Raw genomic sequence first — 24,639 nt, 5'->3', positions numbered from 1 at the left:
TGCGTTTCCGATTGGCAGCTGCCGTGCCAATCAGCTTTGCCAAAATTTACGTTCCTTTCAGAATATCGGTGAGATATTGCGAAATTGCATAAACCGAAGAAATTGCAGCCCGGTAATCCATCCGAGTTGGCCCGATTACCCCAAGACGTGCAATTTGCTGATTCGAACCATTACCGTATCCAGTGGAAACGATTGAGGTTTCTGCTAATGCACTCTCATCGTTTTCATGCCCGATCTGCACATGCACACCAGTAACTTGCATTGCTAAGAGCTTCAACAAAATAACCTGCTCTTCGAGTGCGTCAAGAACCGGGGAAATTGAATTTACAAAATCGACATCATACCGGGAAAGATTTCCGGTGCCTGCAACCACTACACGCTCTTCTGTGTCTGCAGCAAGCGTGGAGATAATCGTCTGAAAAATATGCTTTGCAACCTCATGCAATTGCGGTGCAAGTGCATTTAAAGCAAGCGGGAAAGTAGTCTGCAACTGGGAAAGCTGCTTTTCGCAAAGATGTTCATTACAAATTTTTCGCAGTGTTTGGAAATCGTTTTCAGTGAAATCACCGCTGATTTCAAGCATTCTTTGCTCAACTCGCCCGGCGTTTGAGATAAGTACGAGCAGCAGCATCTTCCTGGACATCGGCACAATCTCAATATGGCGCAATGTAGTTTTTCGCAATGACGGATATTGCACCACTGCCGCCTGATTTGTGATTTGCGCAAGTAAACGTACCGCACGCGAGATTACGTCGTCTAAATCTACTCCGTCATGCAGCACTTTTTGGAAAGCGTTTCTTTCACCGCGCGAAAGCGGTTTAATTTCCGCAAGTGAATCGACAAATGCACGATAACCAGCGTCGGTGGGGATTCGGCCGGCAGAAGTATGCGGTTGAATAATCAGCCCCGCTTCTTCCAGATGTGCCATATCATTACGCACCGTAGCGGAGGAGACACCAAGGTGATAGCGCTCAACGACGGAGCGGGAACCAACCGGTTCCCGTGTAGTGACATAATCTTCCACAATTGCATTCAATACAGCAGCGCGGCGCTGTTGCGGGTTAGTCATGTCTCACTCCTTCCGACTATCCAGTTCCAGGTTCTGTTCAATCTACAAACGTACGCAAAGTTTTAGTATTATCCGCATCGCAATTTTCCAGATGCTGCTGCTTTGCAGCCTATTATTTTTCAACAGGCACGCAGTCAGTACACCAAGAGAATCTTGCACTCTCACCCCACGAGTGCCAATTCTACGCTGATTTTTGGAAACTTCCTCTTTGAATCCGCTTGTTCCCTCACGCCCCGCGCGAAATTCCGGCTCACCGATAACGACGGCGATGTGAGCTATCCTATTTTTGATGAGAAAAGATTATTCCAACCGGCACCCTTCCGGGCGCCCGATTCACGATTCACGCAGAAACTATGGAGCTCCGCAGCCGCTCTATGCGCATCCGAATGACCGCTATGCGCTTAACGAAATTGAATTACCGGCTAATTACCGCAACGCCCCGCGCGAGATTCCTGTACAGCGCGGAATGGTGCTTGAAGATGTGTCCTCCGGATACGTGGGTGAAGTGATGAGCGTACGGAAAATCGCCGGACAATGGCAGATGGAGTTAGAAGACGGCGATTTTAAACGCCGCTCGTTTCCGCTGGGTGCCGGATTTTGGCTTGCGGGGAAAGCCGTTTATCTGTTGCCGCCCGTCGCTGCTGCGCAGCATAATGCCCCAGCCGGCGGAAAAAACTAAAAACGGTAGCCGGAAAAACTGTGACCGCTTCCGGCTCATTACATGTGAAGCACGAACCGCGAGTGGCGCTTCCTTCACGAATCTGGGTGGAGGGAAAGCATGACGCGGAGCTGATTTCGAAAATTTGGGGCGAAGATCTTGCCTTTTCGGGAATCATGATTGAGGAACTTTTTGGCGCGGATCATCTGCTGGAAGTGCTGAAAATTTTTCCCCGTCGCACCAAAAACGCGCTGGAGTATTGCTTGATCATTTAGTGGCAGGATCAAAAGAATCACGAATTGCTGAAGCCGCGAATCAGATTCCAGGAGTGCTTGTGCTTGGACACCCGTTTGTCGATTTATGGCAAGCGATAAAACCGACAGCTGTTGGGATTAAGGCATGGCCGCAGGTGCCGCGGGGTGAAGATATAAAGAAAGGGACGCTGGCACGGCTTGGCTGGGCATATGAGACGAAAGAAGATCGCGGGTTAAGCTGGAAGCGAATCCTTGATTCAGTAAATACTTACACTGATCTGCAACCAGCTTTTCTTGGAAAAGTTGAAGCTCTGATTGATTTCGTAACCGCCGCAGAGACGGATGATTAATTGGAGAACTGGATAATGGCTTATTTTCACGGAAATATCTAATTTCCGCCGGCATCCCGTATAAAAATATTTTCATATCCGGCTCTGCAATGCGCCAGTTTGCAAATCTGCTTCTCCATTAACACAATCTGCTTCTCTTGTCTTGCAAACCTCGATAAATATCAGGGTGCGATACCAACAAATATCAGGGTGTACAAACTATTCACCACCGAATACAGTGAAATTATTGCAGTGTAATTATCAACGATGATGCAAAACTTGCTGCAATGAATACAAACTTCATAACAGACAGCATTTTCGAATGAGGCATGCGACTAATATGGAACAGCAAAACTAAAACTGGAAACCAGTCCCGTTTTCACACATCTGGGCAGGCCACCTTTTGACAGGCGTATTTCTCAGCATACTCGTCTTTCTTGCAGCTGCACTATGCTTCTGGTTTGCAGATACCGATACATCAGTACTGCTAACTGTGCTCACTGTTGGCATAAGCGTATTCATCGGTGAAACGCTTTCCGCACTATTTGACTTCCGCTGGAATAAGTTTCACAGGAAAAACCAGCCGGGCGGATGGCTGCCGGTTATCGCACGCTTTTCAGCTATACTGCAGGATATTTTCTAGTTTCAGCTGCGATTTTTCAATCAATACAGCCAACTTTAATTATGACGGTATGCGCAGCTGTTATTGAACTAATTTCAGCTTATTTGCTGAAATCTTGGAAGCCGGGATTATCTGATGAAGAAGTGCGGCAGAAGTGGGTGGAAACCAAAGAAATGACCAAAAGAATCATGGCCGAACATCCTGAAAACGACGGCAAATAAGCTGTCTGCCTGATTCTGCGGAAATTCTGCACCGATTTCCGTTATCCCAACTGCAATCTTCCACCGCGCTTTCCCAAGCAGCTTAGATAATAACTGCTTGGGAAAGCGCAAAATCTAACCCGTAGCGCGAATTCTTCAAAAGCACAATACAAGATTTGCGTTTCTTGGAAATAACAGTAATCGGCTCGCCCGGATATGCACCAAGCCGTAAGAGAAAAGCATTCAACTCTTCATCGAGCGTCTCAATCTCTCGGATCTGATAAGTTCGCCCAATTTCCGCTTCTAAAAGATTCATTATTCTGCTTCTGCTTCACTGATTTTACTGCGCAATCTGGATTTTACTGAAAGCGTCAGCCGTCGCCAAATCTCAACTGCAGCCGCACCCCTATGCTTTCCCAAGATTTTTCTTGACTGCAGCTTTTTGGCATTATTCCCATTGCCGCCGCCATTTCCAATGTTCCCGCCAATTTTTTCCGCATTGCCGAAATCTTGCGCCGAAAAATCACTCTCACTCGGGCGGCGGACTTGCAGCTGCAAAAACACTCGGCTGCCGCATTTATTTTCCGGATTATTCGCGCACCCAAGCGAAGTAATCGGACATTGAGTTTCGAGAGCACACCCCACACAAGCCTTGCCGCTTTTGCGGTGCTGATAGAGATAATAAACCGCCCATCCCACCAACAAAATCAGCCCTGCCACGGCAATTACTGTCGCCATTTATTTTCCTCTCAACATAACGGCACTAAACACGCGAACAATAAACTCTCTGGGAAATCTGCAAACCTGAGACTTCCCGTGACAATCGAAAATCAAAATAGTTAACTCGAATTAAGATTAATTAGTCCGCATACGGATAAACAATGAACTTGATTCCTGCCAGGCCAGCTACTCACACTTGCAATTCATACTGCCGTGCAAAATGCTTTTGATATCGCCGCGCAATCAGCAGCATTGCCGTGCCGACTAAAACAATCGCAATCAATCCCGGCACGAAACCAGGTGCGAAATGACCGTCGAGAATTAAACTCCCAAACTGGTTTACAAGAAAAGCGACAGTATAACCAGTAGTAACCTGCAAGCCGATTCCGCTGAAAAGCCAGCCCAGCGAACGCATCTCCGAATTCATCGAACCAATCGCTGCAAAACACGGCGGAGTGTAGAGATTAAAGAAAAGATACGCAAGTGCTGTGACAGAAGTTAGTCCCATTGCAGCAGCAATTTCGTTTGCTCCGCCAACAATTGCAAGTTCTTCAGTATCGATGAAATTCGTCAAACCATAAACTACGGCAAGAGTTCCAACCACATTTTCTTTTGCAATAAAACCAGTAACCGCTGCCGCTGCTAACTGCCATGTACCGAAACCAAGCGGAATCAGTAAGAATGCTATCGGGGAAGCAATCGAAGCGAGAATCGACGTATCTTCCATTCCTTCCGGTACTGTTTCGAACCGCCAGTTAAAGGTTTGCATTACCTGCACAGCGAGGTTGCAGAGGAGAATAATCGTCGCTGCCTTAATAATGAATGCTTTTGCCCGCTCAAACATTGAAACGGCTGCCGTCCAAATATTCGGCGCTTTGTAACGCGGCAGCTCAATAATGAAGAAACTCTTCCGGTATTTATATCCGGTAATCGTTTTAATTAAAAGTGCTCCAAAGAAAATCAGCGCAAGTCCAAGGAAATAGCTCACCCAGCTGACCCAGCCGGAACCATCAAAAAAGCTCCGGCAAAAAGCGCGATTACCGGAATTTTTGCCCCGCACGGAATCCACGAAGTAAGCATTGCTGCAGAGCGGCGCTCACGCGAATCGCGAATCGTGCGGGTAGACATAATGGCGGGAATTGCACAGCCGGTACCAATCACAATCGGAATTACCGATTTTCCTGAAAGTCCGACTCGCTTAAATATTGGATCCAGCACAACTGATACGCGCGCCATATAACCCGACTCTTCAAGTAATGCGATTAAAAAGTACATCACCATCACCAGCGGGAGGAAACCGACCACAGCTCCAACACCGCCGATAATTCCGTCGGCGATAATCGTCGTAAGCAGCTGCGGACTGTCTGCCATTGCTTCCGCAACCCACGCTTGGAACGATTCAATATATCCGACGAGCCAATCGGCAATGATTGGCCCAAGGTAAGTTTGCGAAATTGCAAAAACTGCCCACATCACTGCAGCAAATATCCCAATACCGACAATCGGGTTGGTCAAAACTGCGTCTGCTTTATCTTGCAGCGCGGTGCGCGAAGTTTCTTTACTGCGAGTTTCCACATTTGCAACGATTGAATTCACGAATTCATATCGTGCCTGATCGGCTTTGGCAACAGCTGCTTTATCCGCCAGGTTGATAGCTGTATCTTGTCTGTATGGAGCTATCTGTTTACTTCCGGCAAGATTAATCGCAGCTGAAATAGCTTCTTTCACACCGCTGTCTCCATTTTGGATTGCCGCCATCGGCACAACCTGCGCATGCAATTTTTCCGCCAAAACTGCGGTGTCGATTAATGTTTCGTCTTTTATTGTTACATCTGTTTTGTTCAATGCAACTACAATTGGAATATTTAACTCAAGCAGCTGTGTGGTGAAAAATAACGAACGTGAAAGATTTGTTGCGTCAACCACATTAATAATCACATCCGGACGCTGCTGGCGAATATATTCGCTAGTAATACTTTCTTCCGGCGAATACGGACTCATCGAATATGCGCCCGGCAAATCGACGGCAATTACATCAATATTTTCTGTAAATTCCGGCTTTAACGGCACACCTTTTTCAGCAACCGTAACTCCACCCCAATTGCCAACTTTTGCTTTTGCGCCAGTTAAAGCATTAAAAAGTGTAGTTTTCCCACTATTTGGATTTCCCGCAAATGCGATTCGCATTTTGTTTCCTCGTCATCCACTAAATAGAAATGATACTTATTCACTTGTATGAAACTTGGATGTACAAATCGCTGCGTGCGTGTAATAGCGATATGCTGCACATAACCAAAATAACCAGTATTCAGCTCAGAAAAGTTTTCCGCTAAACACCTTGCGCCACCTCGCTTAGGTACACCTAAGTAAGGCTGTCCTAATCATACTAGATTACATAACAGTTTCGCCAACAGGACGTTATACCCACAGAAATTTTAGTTCAAAATATAAGACAGATTTTGCCAACACCGCAATCTATGCTGAAATATTCACTATGAATCGTCGAATGCAGAGTTGACCTGTACGTCAGCACCAGAACTCAGTGCCGGAAATTAACACTTCCACCGGGAAACGCTCCGGATGCACACTCATTCGACCAGCTGCCGTGCAGGAAGAAATCTTGAGACAAATCAGATTTCTGACAAGGCAGCCATTTTTGTATCCGAATTTTATTTTCGCCATTGCGCTTAACCTGCAAGCATCAGCAGCTGCCGAAGAAAATCAGATTTCTTTACACTTCCCAAGATTTTGGCAAAATACCAGCAAACTGATTCAGCAATAAAAATAAACACCCACAGAAAGAGAAAACCATGGCAAACACAAACCAAAATCAACTCGGATTCGACACCCGCGCAATCCACGCCGGATACACTCCAGATCCAACCACCGGAGCTGCCGTTCCGCCAATCTATCAAAGCAATGCTTTCGTCTTCGAAGATTGCAAACAAGGCGCAGCACGCTTCGCACTCGCAGAAAACGGCCCAATATATTCACGGCTAACAAACCCAACCGTCGCCGTAGTCGAAGAACGTTTAGCAAGCCTCGAAGGAGGCGTCGGCGCGCTGCTCACGTCATCAGGTGCCGGAGCCATCGCCGCCGCAATTCTCACTATCGCCCAAGAAGGAGACAACATCATCTCCAGCTCCTCACTCTACGGCGGAAGCATTGCATTACTCGGCAATTCGCTTCCACGATACGGTATCGAAACCCGCTTTGTCTCCGACCCCGGAAACCCAGAAGCATGGAAAGCACTTGCAGATGAAAGAACTGTCGCTTTCTTTGGCGAGACGATTCCAAATCCGAAAAACGACATCCTCGATATTGAAGCAATCGCCGAAGCTGCACATGAAGTTGGCGTACCGTTAATCGTAGACAATACCGTCGCCACACCATACCTTGTGCGCCCAATCGAATGGGGTGCAGACATTGTAATCCATTCGGTTACAAAATATCTTTCCGGACATGGCAACTCACTTTCGGGGGCGATTATCGACGGCGGTAAATTTGATTGGGCAGCCGACCCGCAGCGTTTCCGCCAATTCTCCGCTCCAGACCCCTCATATCACGGGCTAATCTATTCAGATCTTGGCGAAGCCGCCTTTATTTTGAAAGCACGTGTACAGATTTTGCGCGATTTCGGTTTCGCACCGTCGCCATTAAATGCATGGCTTTCGACGCTCGGTATCGAAACGCTTTCCCTGCGGCTCGACCGCCACAGCACTTCAGCGCTTGCCGTCGCAAAATTCCTTGCACAGCACGAACTGGTAGCGAAAGTATCGTATGCTGCACTCGATTCCAGCCCATACAAAAAGCTGCAGGAAAAGTATGCCCCGAAAGGCGCTTCCGGAATCGTCACGTTCGATATATCCGGCGGGCGCGAAGCTGGTGAAAAATTCGTCGATTCGCTTCAGATTTTCCACAACCTTGCCAATATCGGCGATGTGCGTTCACTCGTTGCACACCCGGCGTCGACCACACACTCCCAATGCTCTGAAGAAGAATTAGCAGCTGCCGGTATCTCCGGCGGTACTGTGCGGCTCTCTATCGGATTGGAAGACGTAACAGATTTGATTGCAGATTTGGAGCAGGCATTTAATCACGTGCGTTCTTGATTGAGTTTTGCAGCGAACTGTGAAAACTCAGGTTCGTTACGTAACTGGCGGCGGGAACTTATTTTCGTTACGTAAGTGGTGGCAAGAACTTGGGCTGTATTTTTCAACGTCGGAAGAGATTGCGTTTATGCTGGTCACAGGTTTTCTGTAACGACGGCAATCCCGTCGCTACAGAAAACCGCCGATTTCGCCACCAGTTACGTAACCATACAAAGCACTTTGCCGCCACTTACGTAAACCGACACCCCGGCATAAGCAACGATTTTTGACGCTTAGCCCTAGCCGGTTCCAAGCAGTATTTTTACATAGCGGTCAGGCTTGATTTATACAAAAACACCGCTTTCCACCCGAACAAACACTAAATTGCGTGAATACGAAAAAGTGTGACGTAAGAAAAATCTTACGTCACACTAACTTGTACCCCGTACCGGATTTGAACCGGTGTTACCGCCGTGAGAGGGCGACGTCCTAGGCCGCTAGACGAACGGGGCAGATATTCAATTTGAAGTAAAAACCGGCAGAGCCTATGTTTTACCTCGCTGGGGTACCAGGACTCGAACCTAGACTAAATGAACCAGAATCACTCGTGCTGCCAATTACACCATACCCCATGGTAATAACCAAATTGCTTTCACAATTTCGCAACAATCAAATATACTACTCAAGTACTTCCCAAACTAGCAAACTAATTTTAAGTGAGTACCAACACACGGGTTATACTGCTTTCACCTCTGCGCACAAACATATTTCCGCATCCCAGCATAAGCATCCGGAAATTATGCACCAATCTAAGACGAACTAATCTTTGCCGTCAGCTGTCTGAAAAATTAAACTCCCCAGACAATCAAACATGCCGAAATCATAAAATAATATCTATCTTCCAAATGTGTAAATCAAACCGCGGAAGCGATTCGAAGCTGGAATCAGCCAAGACTCACTTCCGCGCAGATATTCACCAAGTTTCACCTGAAAGCTGTTTTACATTCAGCTATCTAAAGCGTTGCACGGAACCGTGCAAGACGCTTGATTGCTTCTTCTTTCCCGAGGATTGCGATTGAATCAATCACCGGCAGTGAAACATTCGTCCCAGTCATTGCCACAAAAAGCGGAGCATAAGCAAAACGCGGCTTTATTTCCATCCCCTGCACCACATGCACATCAAACTCAGCTTTTACCGCTTCAGCTGTAAAATCGCCGGAATCCATTGCGGAGAAAATTTCAATCGTCTTATCAAGCACTGCAGGAGTAGTTTCTTTCAACTTCGCTGCAGCCTTTTCGTTGTATTCGATTTCATCTGCATCGACAAAAAGGAACTTCATCAAAGCTGATGCTTCTCCAAGCAACTGGATTCGAGTCTGAACAAGCGGTGCTGCCAAATCCAGCTTCCGCTGCACATCCGCATCAGCAGATTCATAAGAATCGTATTCAAAAGCGCCATCACGCTGCAAAAACGGTACAAGCCGATTCTTCAAATCATCGACATCAAGCATCCGAATATGCTCCGCGTTTATCGCAACACACTTCTTATCGTCGAAACGCGCCGGATTCGGATTAACATCTGCGACGTCAAATGCCTCGGCAAGCTCCTCACGGGAAAAATATCGCGGTCAGGAGCAATTGACCAGCCAAGCAGCGCAAGATAGTTCAGCAAACCTTCTGGAATCATCCCGCGATCACGGTGCAGCAAAAGGTTCGACTCGGGGTCACGCTTTGAAAGTTTCTTATTCCCTCACCCATCACATACGGCAAATGCCCGAAAACCGGCATTTCCGCGGCAATTCCAAGTTCAATCAAAGCCCGATATAACACAACTTGGCGCGGCGTGGATGAAAGCAAATCTTCACCGCGCAGCACAGTGTTAATCCGCATCAGCGCATCATCAACCGGATTAGTTAAAGTGTAGAGCGGATCACCGTTCGCACGCACAATTACATAATCCGGCACCGAACCCGCCTTGAAAGTAATCTCTCCGCGCACCAAATCAGTAAAAGAAACATCTTCGTCCGGCATCCGGATCCGCAATACTGGTTTCCGCCCTGCAGCGCGGTATGCAGCTTTCTGTTCTTCGGTTAAATCCCGATCAAAACCGTCGTAACCAAGCTTCGGATCCTCACCCTTTTCCCGGTGCCGTGCTTCAACTTCTTCCGGAGTAGAAAAAGATTCGTATGCATAACCTGCTGCGAGCAGTTTTTCAGCAACATCAGCATAGATATCCATACGCTGCGACTGACGGTATGGACCATCCGGACCGCCGACCTCAGCACCCTCATCCCAATCAAGCCCCAGCCAGTTTAATGAATCAATAATCTGATCATAGGATTCTTGCGAATCTCGCGCCGTATCGGTATCTTCAATCCGGAAAACGAACGTACCGCCAGTGTGACGGGCGTATGCCCAGTTAAAAAGGCAGGTACGCACCATTCCCACATGCGGAGTACCAGTTGGTGAAGGACAAAAACGTACGCGGACATCCTTGCCCGCAGGAATATTCATAGTGTTCATAGCATCTCAATTCTACTGTAAGACCGGGTTGCGAAGAGTGCCGAGCGCAGTATGTTCGAACACGATTTCATCGCCGCTTTTTGCTTGTAAAGCCCCGCCAAGCGGGCCGGTAAGAATAATATCTCCGGGCAGCAGCGTAAAAATTTCCGAAGCACTGGAAATCCGCCAGGCAAGCTCATCCGTATCAATTACGGCGGAACCGTCGTAACCTTCCTCCCCGCATCGAACGTGAACTCAAATTTTCCCGACGGCAGACCTGTTTCAATTATCGGACCCGACGGGCAAGACGTATCGAATGCGTAAGCTTTTGCCGGATCGCTGCCCGCGAGCGCAGATAAACCGACGGCAGATACAAGCATATAACCAAAGATGATATCTTTTACCATACTTTCTGGAACATCTTTACACGGACGCGAAATAATCAACCCAAGCTGCGGAGTAACTTCTGCTTCCCCATTTGATACCCAACGCGGCAAAGTTATCGGCACGTCCGGACCAATTACTGACGTGTTCGGCTTGATGTAGGTGCTGAGCAGTTTATTCTCGATCGTATCGGCTTCGCCGCAATTGAAGTTTTGCACAAAACCAATCACTTTTGATCGCGGCAGCATCGGGGCCACAAATCGGATTTCATCGCGTGAAACCACTTGTCCGCTCTGTTCAAACCCGGAATACAGCGGATCACCGCTAAGTAGATGAAAGCGGTTTGTTTCTTCATTCAGCACCCCGAACCGAGCGCCGTTATCAACCGAAAAGCGTGCAATCTTCATGTTTCACAGCATAGAAGAAACACCAACTTTGCACCAAAAATCAGCCTCAAGTGCGAAATAGACCACTGGTGTTTATCACAGGGAAAACGACTTCGGACACGATTTTCCGGCACTCGCAGTAGTAGCGTTTTTCTTGCGCTGCACCAAGCGAAAAACTCTTCCGCGGCATCACACCATGTTCGGCAACATAATCAAAAAGCGCAGCACGTTTTATCGCCGGTAAAAGCAGCCCGATCCGGTCTTCACTATTTGCGAGCCGTATTACCTCGTCCGCACCATGCAAATACTCACATGCCTGCGCCGGATCACAATGCAGCTGCGCAATCAGTTCATCAATCACACTTTGTACAGCTTCAATCAACAGCTCACTGTTTTTGCGATACTGAATATTTCTCGTCTCCCGGCAGTGATAACAGTAAACGATTCATACTCGGCACTGCTGGTTTGACGATTATTCCAATGCTGCACCGCCTGCTGAAAATCGGCAAACTTAATTCCGCGCAGCAAACGGTGAATCGGCTCAACCGTAAGCCCGCTGTCGTGAATATTAATAATTTCTACAAGCGCGAAACGTGCCGGATGGTCTGCTTCCGCGCCTGCTGCTTTCAGCTGCTCCCAATGCGATTTCGCTGCCGCCAGGAGTGATTCCCGTCGCCGACAATAAATCGAAAACTGTGCGAACTTGTGACAGCAGCTGATATTTTCGCAGATATTTCGCTCCAAAGTTCACTATTTCCGGAAATTTTCCACGCTTTCAGCGATCCGCCTCCAAGCATTAGCTCTGTGTGATAAAGCGGTTTACCCGTATTTAGCTGCGCTGCTGCAATCGACGCAAATACTGTGTTTTGCGGGTCGTCAAAGAGCAGCTGTACATGCGGTAATTCAAGCAAAGCTTCACTCCGGACTTTCTCACGAGCAGGAATCCGTTCAAGCACCGTGGCTTCTGAAGCACGCACATCGTACTTTTGCGCCGATTCACCGCTGCAGTATGTGTAGCTTTCCAAATCTAAAGCTGCGATGAGTGACTTTCGCTGTTTAACGGCAGATATTTGACGTTCTGTATAGATAACCGAATTGTGAAAAGATGTAAATACTTCACCAGTAAAATATTCATGCATCGTTTCCTGAACTTGCTTCACCCGATTTTGCAGCTGCTGTGCAGACTCTGTCTGCAAAAATATTTCGGGCAAAATCAGGTGTAAAGTAGATTTTGCGTCACCGATTTTTTCCGCAGCAGCCTGCCAGTATTCCGGATCTGCAGTAAATTGATCAGCTGCAATTACACACCATTTTTCATCAACACCCGCTGCAGGAAGTAAAATATCAGCCGGATACAAAGGAATAGTTCGCGAAATAATATCACTCATAATAGTCCTTAGGTTAAACTAATCCGCAAAATTAGCTTTATTGTATCTATTTAATCCCCGCTGCAAAGCTGACATCCAAAAATAGTTAATATTTTCGTACAGCTTTTCACACGGCTTCCGCAAAGCCATGTACTGCAATTTTCGTCTCATACAGCGGAATTAGAAATATGTCTAAAAGTGAGCGAACTCATGTCCGACTAGTGGAAAATACTGTTTTTTGCGAAAAAACGGCGATAATTGCATTGCTGAGAAGTACTCGCACAGTATTACCTGCATAATATTACCCACAGTATTTCGCATCTCTGCCTGCTAATTACAGCAGCCGCAGCATCCTAATTTACTCCGGAAAATCTGCACAAATCATATGCAGAGTAAGGAATATCCGATGTCTCGTATTTTCAACTTCAGTGCCGGCCCGGCAGTACTGCCAGAATCAGTATTGCAAGAAGCAGCTGCAGAGATGCTGGACTACCGCGGCTGCGGAATGTCTGTAATGGAGATGAGTCACCGCTCCAGCATTTTTCAGGAAATTATTACTGAAGCCGAACAAAGCTTACGCAGTTTGATGGGGATTCCGGAAAACTACAAGGTAATCTTTCTCCAAGGCGGAGATAGTCTGCTTTTTTCGACGGTATTTTACAACCTTGCGCGTAACCGGAAAGCAGATTATATCCTCACCGGCGCTTGGGCAAAAAGGCATATCAAGAAGCATGTATTCTTGGCGACGCGAAAGCTGCCGCGTCGAGTGCGGACAAAAACTTTACATATATTCCCGACTGTTCCGACCTGCCGATTCGGGAAGATGCCTCCTACCTTTATATCTGTGAAAACAACACTATCTACGGCACTGCATTTGCAGAACTGCCAAACACGAAAGGCCATGTGCTCGTCGCTGATCAAAGTTCCATGTTTCTTTCGCAACCTTGCGATGTGACTAAATACGGTTTAATTCATGCCGGTGTACAGAAAAATGTGGGACCTGCCGGCGTACAGATTGTGATTGTACGTGAAGATTTAATTCCCGATAACCTTGACGGCGTGCCGACAATGCTGCGTTTGCAAACACACGCAGCAGCCGGATCGTTATATAACACTCCGCCCGCATATGGTATCTATATCTGCGGAAAAGTATTTAAGTGGATTGAAGCGCAAGGCGGTCTTGCAGCAATGGACGCGCGCAACCGTCGGAAAGCTGACTGGCTTTATCACACACTTGATAAGTCAGAAATATTTTCCGCAACTGTCCAAGGCATAGACCGTTCCCGAATGAATATCCCGTTTGTAAGCGGTAATCCGGATCTTGACGCCGTTTTCATCAAAGAAGCTGCCGCAGCAGGTCTCGTCGGATTGAAAGGCCACCGTTCCGTAGGCGGAATGCGCGCTTCAATTTACAACGCAATGCCTGATGACGGCGTAAAAGCATTAATCGATTTCATAACAGACTTCGAAAAACAACATTGTTAAAAACTTATCCGAACTTCCCATCATCCTTTGAAAGGAACACTATGAATCGCCATAAAATTGCGCTGCTGAACAATATTGCCGATGCCGGAATTACCGCTCTCGGAAAAAACTGCATCACCAGCGATTCAATCGAAAACGCCGTCGGCGTGCTAGTACGTTCAGCCAATATGCATGAACTGGAATTCCCGCAAAGTTTGCGCGCAATTGCCCGCGCCGGTGCAGGAACAAACAATATCCCGCTGGAACGTGCTACTGAAAATGGGATTGCAGTGTTTAACACTCCGGGCGCAAATGCAAACGCCGTAAAAGAGATTGTGCTCTGTGCAATGCTGATTGCTGCACGCAATATTATCGGCGGAGTTCAATGGGTCAAGGAAATCAGCACCAGCCCAACCCTGACAAAAGATGTTGAGGAAGGGAAGAAAGCTTTTGCCGGAAATGAGCTTAGCGGAAAAGTGCTCGGAATCATTGGATTAGGAGCAATCGGATCGCGGGTAGCTCATGCCGCTCTCGCTCTCGGAATGCAGGTAATCGGATTCGATCCTTATCTCACTGCACAAATGGAAGAACGCTTGCCGGCAAAAATGAAATATACCGCAAAGATTGAGAAAATATTTGCGCAAAGTGATTACATTACGCTGCATGTGCCGTTCACAGCAGAGACAGCGAATCTAATTGACGCAGATGTACTTACTGCAGCCAAACCGGGCGCAGTGGTGATGAATTTTGCCCGAGACGGACTCATCGATGAGCAGGCAATCGAAAAAGCTTTAAATTCTGGAATCATCTCACAGTACATCACCGATTTACCCAATACCAGAAATATAAATATGAAAGGATGTATTGCTATCCCGCATCTTGGTGCTTCAACAGCAGAATCAGAAGAAAACTGTGCAATAATGGCTGCACAGGAACTTGTTGATTACCTTGAAAACGGCAATATCACAAATTCAGTAAACCTTCCGAATTGTTCTCTTGGTCCGTTGAAAGATCCGGCGCGAATTTGCGTAATGCATAAGAACGTGCCGAATATGCTTGCTGCGATTACAAGCGTACTCGGCACCCATAATATTAACATCAACGATATGAGCCACCGCTCCCGCGGAAACATCGCATATGTGCTGCTTGATGTAGACGAATCAGCAGACGAAACAATTACTGAAAAGATTTCCCAAATCGACGGAGTTGTGCGCGTGCGGGTATTGCAGTGAAATCGAATTTGTGCGTGCAGCTGATTTAGCTGCGCCGCCATCGCTGAACACACCATCAACAAAACCAAAAATACCAAGCCAAAAAGGAATAATGACGCGCGAGACCACCACACAAAATAAAAAATATCTCGCGATATATCCGAACCTATGCCAAGAGACACCCCGCAAAGTGCTAATAATTTTGCTCCGCAAAATCATGCACCACCGCGCCGCCTTCACTAATAAGAAAACCTAAACACCACAACAACGGTGCTTTCAAGAATTCACTCCGCAAATTCTTGAGCACAATTTCGTCAAGATTTAACCTCAAGCAAGCTTGGATTAAATATCACCACAAAGTGCTAATAATTTTGCTCCGCAAAATCATGCACCACCGCGCCGCCTTCACTAATAAGAAAACCTAAACACCACAACAACGGTGCTTTCAAGAATTCACTCCGCAAATTCTTGAACACAATTTCGTCAAGATTTAACCTCAAGCAAGCTTGGATTAAATATCACCACAAAGTGCTAATAATTTTGCTCCGCAAAATCATGCACCACCGCGCCGCCTTCACTAATAAGAAAGCCTAAACACCACAACAACGGTGCTTTCAAGAATTCACTCCGCAAATTCTTGAACACAATTTCGTCAAGATTTAACCTCAAGCAAGCTTGGATTAAATCTCTCCTCATTGTGCGCGAGGGGGACTTGAACCCCCACGCCCGAAGGCACTAGAACCTAAATCTAGCGCGTCTGCCAATTTCGCCACTCGCGCAAACCGAACCATACCACCCATCAAAGCGGCAAGCTCAACTCGTTAAGTTTAACGATTCAAACAGTTTTTTCCAAATCAAAAACTTACCCATTCTCAAAGAAAATAAAAACGCCTATGAACACATAAAAATCAATCCAAACAGGATTAGATTCAAATAAACCAATAAGGGCTGAACATTTCCAGCGAACAAAAAACTATCACCCAAAATGCCCAGCCCAATAAGAGTTTGAAATCACCATTCCAAATCAAATCAGCAGAATTTACGCCTCATACTTCTCAAGGATTTCCGCAAACGGTGTCAAATCAGTCGCCGCATATTCGCGTGCAAAATCTGAAAGTGCTTCCCGAGGCAAGAATGCATATTTTTCAACCGGCAGCAACCGATCATTCGTTATCTTCACATCAATCAGCACCGGATCCTTAGTGCCTTTCACCTCGTTAACAACACGTGCAAATTCTTCACCTGTATGCACGGTGCAACCCCTCACGCCAAAACCTTCAGCCACCTTCGCAAAATCAATATCAGATAAATCAATACCCGAATGCGGCTGCTTGGTATCATCCTGCTCAGCCTCAATAAAACCAAGCGATTTATTTGTGAATACCACATTAATAATTGGCAAATGCTCATCTGCCTGTGCACGCAAATCCTGAATCATCATTGCCGCACCCCCATCACCGGAAAGCGTCCACACTTCACGCCCTGGATAAGCAAGCGCAGCAGCAAGACCAGCTGGAATCCCATACCCCATCGTGGCATACAGTGGTGAGGTCGTAAAAGTACGCTCCTTACTCATTTCAAGGAAGCGCGCCGTTGCAATATTTACATTGCCAACGTCCACGCCAAACACTGCATTATCAGCCGCCATCTGATTAATCACCTGATAAATTGACTCAAAGCGAGCTGGAGCTTCTGAAATACGCTCAGCATTCTTTTGAATCCATGCATCCCACTCACGACGATTTTCAACCGCAGCATCATACCAACGATCATGCGCGCTGGTTAAATTGACCCCAGCAGCTTTCCGATCCTGCACCTCAGTAAGTAACTGCCGCAAAAATATGCGCGCATCCGCAAGCACACCAAGATAAGCCGGATGACGATCCCCAATCACTGACGGACGCAAATTTACATCAATAAACTTCGCTTCACTATTAAACATCGGGAATTCAAAATTAGTTCCAATAAACAGAACTGAATCCGCCGTATGCGCAACCTCTACCCCTGGCTTCGTAGCAACCCTACCAGTTGAGAGCATCCATGCAGGTTCATTCCCTCCAAGATCGGCTTTGCAAGATAAGTGGAAGCCAATGGCACACGTAAAAGATCAGATAACTCACGCAATTCATCAGCCGCACCTTGCGCGCCTTGCCCAAAATAAATCAACGGACGCTTTGCCGAAATCAATAAATCAGCAGCCTTGCGCACATCCTCGATTCGTGCTTTGCGCTCCCACTCAGGCTTTGCAAAAACACCTGCTGAAGGAATGTAAGTATCTTCAATTTCTTCCCAGCCAAGATCCTTTGGGATTACAACGACGGAAACCCCTCCCATCTCATAAGCCTTTGAGATTGCCTTATCAATCACCATTGGAAGCTGCTGCGCCGTCATAACTGTACGGTTATAAACTGCAACATCTGCAAAAATCGGATTTTCCGGCATTTCCTGGAAGAAATCTTTATTCATATTCGAGGTTGGCACCTGACCGATAATTGCCAATACCGGCACGTTATCGGTTTTCGCATCATACAAACCATTGAGCAAATGTACCGCACCTGGCCCAGCAGACCCGAGAGTCACTCCAATTTTACCGGTAAGTTTCGCTTCTGCTGCAGCGGCAAGCGCTCCCGCTTCCTCATGCCGCACACCAACATAATGAATCCGATTTCGAAAATTAAAGATGGAGTTCATAGTAGAATCCAAAGATCCGCCAGGAAGCCCATAGATTCGCTCTACACCGTAGGCTTCGAGAACTTTCATCATCGCATCGGCAGCGTTAATTTTCACCATAGTTTGCCCCTCATAAACCGGACTGGAACTATTTCCCAACCCTGAGATAGTTGAATTCTAAACTATTTTTATGGTCTTGTAAAATAAGGAAATAAGGCGAAAATACAAATATTAGGCATCAATCCCTAATTCACGCCGCAACCGCGCAACATGCCCAGTAGCTTTCACGTTATATTTCACAAGCGCAAACTTTCCATCCCCATCAATCACAAAAGTGGAACGAATTACACCCTGCACAATCTTTCCGTAATTCTTTTTCTCCCCAAAAGCACCCCACGCCGTCATCACTTCCTTAGACGCATCAGCAGCCAGTGGAAAATTCAAATTATCCCGCTCTGCAAACTGCTCCAACTTCTCCAAACTATCCGGAGAAACCCCGATCACCCGATACCCTGCACTGCGTAAAGAATTCTCCGAATCACGAAAATCACAAGCTTCTTTCGTACATCCTGGAGTCATTGCACGCGGATAGAAGTAAACGAGCACTCCTTTTTCCGCTTTTCTTAGTTCTTCAGAAAGCGTCACCGTTCCGCCGCCGACTATTGGCAGCGTAAAATCCGGAGCTGCTTGCCCTACTTCAAATTGCGACATCTGAATCATCCTTTTCAGTTTCAAGAGATAGCACTTACCGCGCAAATGCATACATCCGCATATTGAGTTTTAATTGTAGTTTATTTTTCTCCGCGGGAATTTTCCGCGAATAAAATCAGATAAAGCTGCAGCGAAAGAAGTATCACAAAGAAAATGAATCCGATAATCATTGGAAAAATTCCAAATTCCGTCGGCATTAAAAGTGAAATTGCAAGTGCTCCCGCTGCAACGATTGCCGGCCTTTCTTTCATCATGCCGTAAATAAGCACGATAAATGCAATTACCGCAATACTTGAAAAAACAACTAATGCCGGCTGATTTCCGAGCTTAAAAAGCGCGAAAAAACTAAATACGGCAACAATAAGCGAAAAACACGTATTCAGCCACATCATCGGTTTAAGATACCTTTTCACACTTCCACTTTGCCACACAGATTCCGAAATATCATTATGAATCTTTTCCGCACCTGCCCCAGACTTCTGTTATGAGCAATTTTTCCCTTATCATCGTGCGCCGCGGTGATCCATGCATGATTATCAAAAGTTAGGATCCTGCACTCTGTTTTCATCCTTAGCACCGATATTCCCAATATTCCCGAATTCCTGATATTCCCACATCCCTTAATCCCGGCAAACACATCACGAATCCGAAAAACAGCCGAACGGCCGAAAAAATTTCACTACGCGCCAAAATCTCTGCACTGTACTGCAACTCGATACGCAAGACTGGCAGAATCAAAACATGTCTGAATTATCTGCACAGAGTTTCCCAAATCCAGATTCTGACGGATCAGCTTCCTGGCTTTCTCCTGAAGAACTTGAGTTCGTGCGGAATAAAATACCGATTCTTTACGTCGATATCGTCCCAATAAAACTTGACGCACAAGGCTGCCTGAAAGCAGTCGGATTATTGCTTTGTACCGACGGCGATGTACTCCAACGCTCAATCGTCAGCGGACGGGTCCTGCTTCACGAGTCTATTCACGAAGCACTTATAAGACATATCCAAAAGGATCTCGGGCCGATAGCTCTCCCGCAGCTGCCCGTCTCAAACCTGCCCTTTACCGTCGGCGAATATTTTTCCACACCAGGCGATCATCTCTATGACTCACGGCAACATGCTGTATCACTTGGATATATTGTTCCAATGGCTGGAGATTGCGAACCAAGCTCCAATGCAATCGAATTTTCATGGTTTACCCCAGGCGAAATTGCCACTCCAAGCTTACAGGCGGAAATATGTAAAAGTCAGCTCGAAATTTTACGCCGCGCACTTGCCTACCTCGGAAAATAACTGCGGGAATCCGATCCGGAAATAATTTTGGGAATCCAATCCGGATCTCAAACCCCGCAGACTTCTTTCCCCACAATCGGGGCAATCTTTTCAAATGCGCGGGCTCGATGCGAAATCTGGTTCTTTTTCACTGCGCTCACTTCAGCAAGAGTCTGATTCATCCCAATTGGCTGAAAAATCGGATCATATCCAAAACCATCAGTACCCGCGCGCGCACCGCGTAAAGTTCCCGCAACTTTCCCGTCCGCAGTGAACTCTTTACCATTGGGAAGCACTAGCGCAGCACAGCAAACGAAACTCGCTCCCCGATTCTTCGCAGGCACATCCGCAAGCTGTGCAAGCAGCAAATCAAGATTTGCGGTATCGTCGCCATGTTTCCCAGCCCAACGCGCGGAAAAATTCCTGGAGCTCCGCCAAGAATATCTACACAAATTCCAGAATCATCCGCCAGCGCCGGTATTCCAACCTGAAAAGCAATCGCACGCGCTTTAATTAACGCATTTTCTGCGAAATTAACGCCATCTTCCACCGGTTCAGAAACTCGAAACTCTGCCGCACTTTGAATCTTGAGCGGATCTAAGTTAGGTAAAAATTTTCCGAGAATCTCACGAATCTCTTTCAGCTTATGCTGGTTATAGGTTGCGATTATCAGTTCCGGTTCAGTATTCAGCTTCCCCATCTGCATATCTTTCCGATTGTGCTATTTATATTTCCGCAAAGGATTTGCCCTGTATGAATCCCTCGCAACACCCGATTTTACCGCAGCGGCTTTACCGTTTCCGCCCAAATTTATCCCGAATCAACTTCTTTTCAGCACTTCCCGCTGAATTGCAGCAAGTTCCCGATTTCCTTTTTCCGCATAGTCAAGCAGTTTCGCAAGCTCATCACGAGTAAAAGGTTCATGCTCCGCAGTCCCTTGTACTTCAATAAATGCGCCTGCGCCTGTCATCACCACGTTCATATCAGTCTCAGCACGCACGTCTTCAGCATACGGCAAATCCAGACAAACCTGCCCGTCAATCACACCGACAGAAATTGCCGAAACGCTGTCACGCAGCACCGGCTTTTCGAAGTTTTCCCGAATTAATCCCTTTTTGATTCCCCACTGCACAGCATCGTAAAGGGCAACATACGCTCCGGTGATTGCCGCAGTGCGGGTACCTCCGTCGGCTTGGAGCACATCGCAGTCAAGGACAATCGTATTTTCCCCAAGTGCTGACATATCGACCACTGTCCGCAGCGATCGCCCAAGAAGCCGTGAAATCTCCTGCGTACGTCCGGACAGTTTTCCTTTTACAGATTCCCGTTGATTGCGGGTAGAAGTTGCCCGCGGAAGCATTGCATATTCACCGGTAACCCATCCAAGCCCGGAATCTTTCCGCCAATGCGGCACACCTGCAGTAAATGAAGCTACACAAAGAACTTTCGTGTTTCCAAACTCAACCAATACGCTGCCTTCGCCTGTATCAAGGTAATTTCGGGTTATCTTCACCGGACGCAGTTCATCATATCCGCGGCCATCTTGGCGTGCCATATTTTCATTCTTCCTTTGATTTGTATAAGTTGAACCAGTTTTACAAGTTAAACCAGCAATACTTTCAGTATTAATTTTTCTTTCACCGACGGCAGAGCCCTGTAAAAAGCCCCGTATCCGGCTGCAGCTAATCCTGACCGTTATTTACAGCAAATACGCTTAAGTTTATGCTGCACCGCTCCAAGCTCTTTTTAATCTTAAATTTCGTAAACAGCACCAGGTACAGCCAGGCTTACTTTCCCGGCAAATTCCTGTTTTGCATCCTTTTCCGTACGTACCGGGTCGGTCCACGGCTGGAGGTGAGTGAGCACAATTTCACGTGCACCAGCTTTCTGCGCAACCATTCCGGCACGCAAACCAGTTAGATGCACACCGCGCACAGTATCGCGTTCTTCTTCAAATGCGGCTTCGCAGAGGAAAAGGTCTGCACCGGTAGCTGCATCAACAACCCCTCACAAACATCAGTATCGCCGGAGTAGGCAAACACAACCTCATTTTCCGGATTAATCGATGATGGAGCCGTTACCCGAATACACACTGTTGGAACTGTATGATTCGCTGCGAAAAATTCGAAACGCATCGGTCCAAGATTTGCCGTATCTCCTGGCTGCACTTGGATAAACTCAAATTCTCCGGCATAGGTTTCTTCTGGGCTGTCATCCGAAATTTGCCGGGTGCGGCGCAGCCCGTCTCCAGGGCTGAGCACCGGTATTCGGGAAAGAGCTCCTGCGGATGCCATCGGCGGTAAACCTGCATTCCAACAATATCCGCACAATGATCTGCATGTAAGTGTGAAAGAATTATTCCATCAAGGAGCGCCGGATCAAGATAGTTCAGTGACTTCCCCATTGCTCCCGGTCCAAAGTCAAGAATCACTGAGTATGTTCGTACCAGACCATTTCCGTCGAGACCCTCAGCTTGCAGCAAATAGGATGAAGCTGCACCGTCACGGCCAGACATTGAACCCGAACATCCAATTATGGTTAGTTTCATTGGATTACAGCCTTCCTGCGATACTAATTGGGGTTAGCTTTTTTCTGATACAACTCTTATACAATGTAACTACCTCTTCTCATCACAATTTGTGAGTAATTGAACGGACATTGCGTACTTCGGGTCCGAGAAAGCGGCGCGCCAAAACCGGAAAATTTCCAGAATCTCCTGTAGTGAAAAAATCTCGTACCGGCTCTCCAGACTGCTCAGTGCGCAGTAAATCACGCTTGGTAAGTTCACGGAATACATCTTTTGCAGTCTCTTCCGCAGAAGAAACGAGAGTAACTTCCTCCCCCATCACATAGGAGATTACACCTGTGAGCAGCGGGTAATGTGTACAGCCAAGCACAACAGTATCAACACCTGCCCGCTTCAGCGGAGCAAGATACTCGTTTGCGACGGCAATTAATTCCGCCCCGGAAGTGACGCCATTTTCGACAAACTCGACAAAACGCGGGCAAGCGGCGGAAGTAATCTCAAGATTTAAAGCAGCGGCAAAAGAATCCGCATACGCCCGCGAATCAATCGTCGCCTGGGTCGCAATCACACCGATTTTCCCATTTTTTACTGATTGCACGGCACGGCGCACCGCCGGTTGAATTACTTCCACCACCGGAATTCCATGCGCTAAGGTGTATCGTTCACGTGCGTCGCGGAGTACTGCTGCAGAGGCAGTATTGCACGCGATTACAAGCATTTTCACGCCTGTCTCCACCAAATAGTCCATAATTTTCAGTGCAAGTTCGCGCACTTGGGCAATTTTACGCGAACCATACGGGCTATTAGCGGTATCACCGATATAAGTAATCGCTTCATTTGGTAATTGATCGATAATTGCGCGTGCTACCGTTAGACCGCCCAGCCCTGAATCAAATATCCCAATCGGCGCGTTATTCATGTCTTCCATATTATCGGCGAAGCGCCTTATTCCTCACCGCGCTTACCAGTGACTCTTGCCACCAGGAAAGCATGGTGTAGAGCACCGTCATCATATCATCCGGCGACTCGATTTCCGGAATATTCTCGTCATGCACCATCGAATGACTGGTGAATAACTGCGAACGTTCATAAACTGATTCGTTGATTGCATCGTCGTCAATTTCCAGACGGGTCGCAAGCACAAGCCGAATATCGTTAATCGCTGCAAGCCAGAACGGTGCGTCTTCGTTCGGCACAAACACATCATAATGCGAATTTAATAGTTCTTTTCCGCTATCGAGCGTCTCACGCTCCGAATAGTTCCCGCCGTGTTCACGCAGGTCTTGCGGATAGCTATTGCGAAAACCTGCACTTTGTTTCCGTTCCCCATCCACAATTTTCTTTAAACTCTGATATATCCGTGTTAAATTTTCAACCTTGGTAAGAGAAATGCTTTCTTCCGTCAGCTCACGAAGTTCGGTCGCTTCGCCTGGATCTTCACTCATATCTGGAAGCAGCCGCACCAGCGCATCATCGCGCTGCGCCGGAGCCTGATCAGAATTAAATTCATGCTTATGCACTTCATCTTCCAGCCGCTCTTCAATTCCCGCAAATTCATCTTCAAGCTGCGTAAACAAATCCTCTTCAATGGCAGCTGCACGCAGTAATAAACTTTCCCGATCAGCGTTTGAATGAATTTCTGATTCACTGGAAAAAACACCATTTTGTGCTAAAAATTCTTTACGTTCATTAGCGCGCTCCAGCTCTTCCTCAATATCTGCACCGAGAATGTAAATAACATCACGTGCAAGACTGCATAAGAGTTCGCATTCATCAGGAGTCGCCATTGCACGGTATCCTCCGCGCACGATTCGGAAAGCAATCATCCGTGATTCCCTCCAGTTCGATTGTTGCCCAAAGACCATAAGAATGCATTGCTTGTGCGTCGCGTTCCATTTTTCTCTTCCTCCGCGGGCAACGATTGCTCTGCCGTCGTTATGTATCTGCAGCATTTTTATCCGCGCCACATTAGCATCCATATTAAAATATGATTCGAGAATCCACTGTACATATGACATTAAATTAACCGGATCATTATGCACAACAGTAACCCAGTTTGGAGATTTCCGCTCAAGAGTAGATGTGGCATTTTTGTTTTCCGGCGCAGACAGACTCTTATCAGCCCCGCTATCACTAACGCGGCCGTTAACATGCTGCATGTTTGAACAGATCTCGAAAATATTCATATCCTCAATTACTAAC

General features: G+C 46.9%; 23 protein-coding genes, 3 tRNA genes and 6 pseudogenes. 10 read left to right on the top strand and 22 right to left on the bottom strand.

Features of this window, described 5'->3' with window-relative positions:
* Positions 1-46: 46 nt before the first annotated feature.
* Entirely contained in the window at positions 47-1,069 is a 1,023-nt protein-coding gene (hrcA, locus tag RQN30_RS12285) for a heat-inducible transcriptional repressor HrcA (protein WP_353060717.1), read from the bottom strand.
* A gap of 289 nt (positions 1,070-1,358) precedes the next feature.
* Between hrcA and RQN30_RS12280 the strand changes: the two genes are divergently transcribed.
* The 4 genes and pseudogenes from RQN30_RS12280 (at position 1,359) to RQN30_RS12265 (ending at position 3,153) form a co-directional block, all read left to right on the top strand.
* Positions 1,359-1,748, top strand: coding sequence for a DUF3097 family protein (locus RQN30_RS12280; RefSeq protein ID WP_353060716.1), 390 nt, complete (start codon positions 1,359-1,361; stop codon positions 1,746-1,748).
* A 20-nt stretch (positions 1,749-1,768) separates the two neighbouring features.
* Positions 1,769-2,331: pseudogene (locus RQN30_RS12275) on the top strand (DUF3097 family protein).
* Positions 2,332-2,713: 382 nt separating this feature from the next.
* Entirely contained in the window at positions 2,714-2,953 is a 240-nt protein-coding gene (locus RQN30_RS12270; RefSeq protein ID WP_353060715.1) for a hypothetical protein, read from the top strand.
* Positions 2,954-2,994: 41 nt separating this feature from the next.
* Positions 2,995-3,153 carry a hypothetical protein gene (locus tag RQN30_RS12265; RefSeq protein WP_353060714.1) on the top strand — a complete coding sequence of 53 codons (159 nt, stop codon included), beginning with the start codon at positions 2,995-2,997 and terminating at the stop codon, positions 3,151-3,153.
* An 82-nt stretch (positions 3,154-3,235) separates the two neighbouring features.
* Here RQN30_RS12265 and RQN30_RS12260 read toward each other — a convergent pair whose 3' ends face one another.
* The 4 genes from RQN30_RS12260 to feoB all read right to left on the bottom strand — a co-directional run bounded on the left by RQN30_RS12260 (position 3,236) and on the right by feoB (position 6,039).
* Entirely contained in the window at positions 3,236-3,448 is a 213-nt protein-coding gene (locus RQN30_RS12260) for a FeoA family protein (RefSeq protein ID WP_353060713.1), read from the bottom strand.
* A complete protein-coding gene (locus RQN30_RS12255) occupies positions 3,448-3,870 on the bottom strand; it encodes a FeoB-associated Cys-rich membrane protein (protein WP_353060712.1) in 423 nt (140 codons plus the stop codon). The genes RQN30_RS12260 and RQN30_RS12255 overlap by 1 nt, the downstream gene beginning before the upstream one ends.
* A 172-nt stretch (positions 3,871-4,042) precedes the next feature.
* Positions 4,043-4,840, bottom strand: a complete 798-nt coding sequence (locus RQN30_RS12250; RefSeq protein ID WP_353060711.1) for a nucleoside recognition domain-containing protein — start codon at positions 4,838-4,840, stop codon at positions 4,043-4,045.
* On the bottom strand, positions 4,837-6,039 hold the full coding sequence (gene feoB / locus RQN30_RS12245; protein WP_353060710.1) for a ferrous iron transport protein B: 1,203 nt from the start codon (positions 6,037-6,039) through the stop codon (positions 4,837-4,839). The genes RQN30_RS12250 and feoB overlap by 4 nt, the downstream gene beginning before the upstream one ends.
* Positions 6,040-6,662: 623 nt before the next feature.
* Here feoB and RQN30_RS12240 point away from each other — a divergent pair.
* Both RQN30_RS12240 and RQN30_RS12235 read left to right on the top strand, forming a co-directional pair.
* Positions 6,663-7,964, top strand: coding sequence for an O-acetylhomoserine aminocarboxypropyltransferase/cysteine synthase family protein (locus tag RQN30_RS12240; RefSeq protein ID WP_353060709.1), 1,302 nt, complete (start codon positions 6,663-6,665; stop codon positions 7,962-7,964).
* A gap of 19 nt (positions 7,965-7,983) precedes the next feature.
* Entirely contained in the window at positions 7,984-8,115 is a 132-nt protein-coding gene (locus tag RQN30_RS12235; RefSeq protein WP_353060708.1) for a hypothetical protein, read from the top strand.
* A 267-nt stretch (positions 8,116-8,382) separates the two neighbouring features.
* Here the strand turns inward: RQN30_RS12235 and RQN30_RS12230 are convergent.
* The 7 genes and pseudogenes from RQN30_RS12230 to RQN30_RS12200 all read right to left on the bottom strand — a co-directional run bounded on the left by RQN30_RS12230 (position 8,383) and on the right by RQN30_RS12200 (position 12,603).
* Positions 8,383-8,455: transfer RNA gene (locus RQN30_RS12230), tRNA-Glu, on the bottom strand.
* A 48-nt stretch (positions 8,456-8,503) separates the two neighbouring features.
* Positions 8,504-8,575: transfer RNA gene (locus tag RQN30_RS12225), tRNA-Gln, on the bottom strand.
* 381 nt (positions 8,576-8,956) lie between these two features.
* Positions 8,957-10,385: pseudogene (gene gltX, locus RQN30_RS12220) on the bottom strand (glutamate--tRNA ligase).
* A gap of 93 nt (positions 10,386-10,478) precedes the next feature.
* A complete protein-coding gene (locus tag RQN30_RS12215; protein WP_353061858.1) occupies positions 10,479-10,628 on the bottom strand; it encodes a fumarylacetoacetate hydrolase family protein in 150 nt (49 codons plus the stop codon).
* A gap of 26 nt (positions 10,629-10,654) precedes the next feature.
* Positions 10,655-11,236 carry a fumarylacetoacetate hydrolase family protein gene (locus RQN30_RS12210; protein ID WP_353060707.1) on the bottom strand — a complete coding sequence of 194 codons (582 nt, stop codon included), beginning with the start codon at positions 11,234-11,236 and terminating at the stop codon, positions 10,655-10,657.
* Positions 11,237-11,282: 46 nt separating this feature from the next.
* Entirely contained in the window at positions 11,283-11,597 is a 315-nt protein-coding gene (locus RQN30_RS12205; protein WP_353060706.1) for a hypothetical protein, read from the bottom strand.
* Positions 11,594-12,603 (bottom strand): annotated as a pseudogene (locus tag RQN30_RS12200) (DUF1015 domain-containing protein). The gene RQN30_RS12205 and the pseudogene RQN30_RS12200 overlap by 4 nt, the downstream one beginning before the upstream one ends.
* 364 nt (positions 12,604-12,967) lie before the next feature.
* Here RQN30_RS12200 and RQN30_RS12655 point away from each other — a divergent pair.
* The 3 genes and pseudogenes from RQN30_RS12655 to RQN30_RS12190 all read left to right on the top strand — a co-directional run.
* Positions 12,968-13,219: pseudogene (locus tag RQN30_RS12655) on the top strand (aminotransferase class V-fold PLP-dependent enzyme); the annotation flags it as partial.
* A 68-nt stretch (positions 13,220-13,287) separates the two neighbouring features.
* Positions 13,288-14,067: a 3-phosphoserine/phosphohydroxythreonine transaminase gene (serC, locus tag RQN30_RS12195; RefSeq protein WP_491608676.1), complete on the top strand. Its 780-nt coding sequence runs from the start codon at positions 13,288-13,290 to the stop codon at positions 14,065-14,067.
* Between the two features lie 41 nt (positions 14,068-14,108).
* Positions 14,109-15,278, top strand: coding sequence for a phosphoglycerate dehydrogenase (locus RQN30_RS12190; protein ID WP_353060705.1), 1,170 nt, complete (start codon positions 14,109-14,111; stop codon positions 15,276-15,278).
* A gap of 676 nt (positions 15,279-15,954) precedes the next feature.
* Here RQN30_RS12190 and RQN30_RS12185 read toward each other — a convergent pair.
* The 4 genes and pseudogenes from RQN30_RS12185 to RQN30_RS12170 form a co-directional block, all read right to left on the bottom strand.
* A tRNA-Leu gene (locus RQN30_RS12185) sits at positions 15,955-16,037 on the bottom strand.
* A gap of 262 nt (positions 16,038-16,299) precedes the next feature.
* Positions 16,300-18,023: pseudogene (locus tag RQN30_RS12180) on the bottom strand (thiamine pyrophosphate-binding protein); the annotation flags it as partial.
* Positions 18,024-18,158: 135 nt separating this feature from the next.
* A complete protein-coding gene (bcp, locus tag RQN30_RS12175) occupies positions 18,159-18,638 on the bottom strand; it encodes a thioredoxin-dependent thiol peroxidase (RefSeq protein WP_353060704.1) in 480 nt (159 codons plus the stop codon).
* A gap of 80 nt (positions 18,639-18,718) precedes the next feature.
* Positions 18,719-19,051, bottom strand: a complete 333-nt coding sequence (locus RQN30_RS12170) for a hypothetical protein (RefSeq protein ID WP_353060703.1) — start codon at positions 19,049-19,051, stop codon at positions 18,719-18,721.
* A gap of 328 nt (positions 19,052-19,379) precedes the next feature.
* Between RQN30_RS12170 and RQN30_RS12165 the strand changes: the two genes are divergently transcribed.
* Complete coding sequence (locus tag RQN30_RS12165; RefSeq protein WP_353060702.1) at positions 19,380-19,931, top strand: DUF4916 domain-containing protein; 552 nt, start codon at positions 19,380-19,382, stop codon at positions 19,929-19,931.
* A 47-nt stretch (positions 19,932-19,978) separates the two neighbouring features.
* Here RQN30_RS12165 and rdgB read toward each other — a convergent pair.
* From rdgB to RQN30_RS12135, 6 genes and pseudogenes are all read right to left on the bottom strand, one after another.
* A pseudogene (rdgB, locus tag RQN30_RS12160) lies at positions 19,979-20,610 on the bottom strand (RdgB/HAM1 family non-canonical purine NTP pyrophosphatase).
* 120 nt (positions 20,611-20,730) lie between these two features.
* Positions 20,731-21,465, bottom strand: coding sequence for a ribonuclease PH (gene rph / locus RQN30_RS12155; RefSeq protein WP_353060701.1), 735 nt, complete (start codon positions 21,463-21,465; stop codon positions 20,731-20,733).
* A gap of 197 nt (positions 21,466-21,662) precedes the next feature.
* Complete coding sequence (locus RQN30_RS12150; protein ID WP_353060700.1) at positions 21,663-21,845, bottom strand: MBL fold metallo-hydrolase; 183 nt, start codon at positions 21,843-21,845, stop codon at positions 21,663-21,665.
* A complete protein-coding gene (locus RQN30_RS12145; protein ID WP_353061864.1) occupies positions 21,827-22,204 on the bottom strand; it encodes an MBL fold metallo-hydrolase in 378 nt (125 codons plus the stop codon). Before RQN30_RS12145 ends, RQN30_RS12150 begins: the two co-directional genes overlap by 19 nt.
* Positions 22,205-22,540: 336 nt before the next feature.
* Positions 22,541-23,356, bottom strand: coding sequence for a glutamate racemase (gene murI / locus RQN30_RS12140; protein WP_353061857.1), 816 nt, complete (start codon positions 23,354-23,356; stop codon positions 22,541-22,543).
* 10 nt (positions 23,357-23,366) lie between these two features.
* Positions 23,367-24,623, bottom strand: coding sequence for an ATP-dependent Clp protease adaptor ClpS (locus RQN30_RS12135; protein ID WP_353060699.1), 1,257 nt, complete (start codon positions 24,621-24,623; stop codon positions 23,367-23,369).
* Between the last annotated feature and the right edge of the window lie 16 nt (positions 24,624-24,639).

It is taken from the genome of Arcanobacterium hippocoleae, assembly GCF_040360365.1.
Classification (GTDB): domain Bacteria; phylum Actinomycetota; class Actinomycetes; order Actinomycetales; family Actinomycetaceae; genus Arcanobacterium_A; species Arcanobacterium_A hippocoleae_A.
Note: the sequence above shows the minus strand (reverse complement) of the source record. Positions and strands in the feature narration are given on the sequence as shown.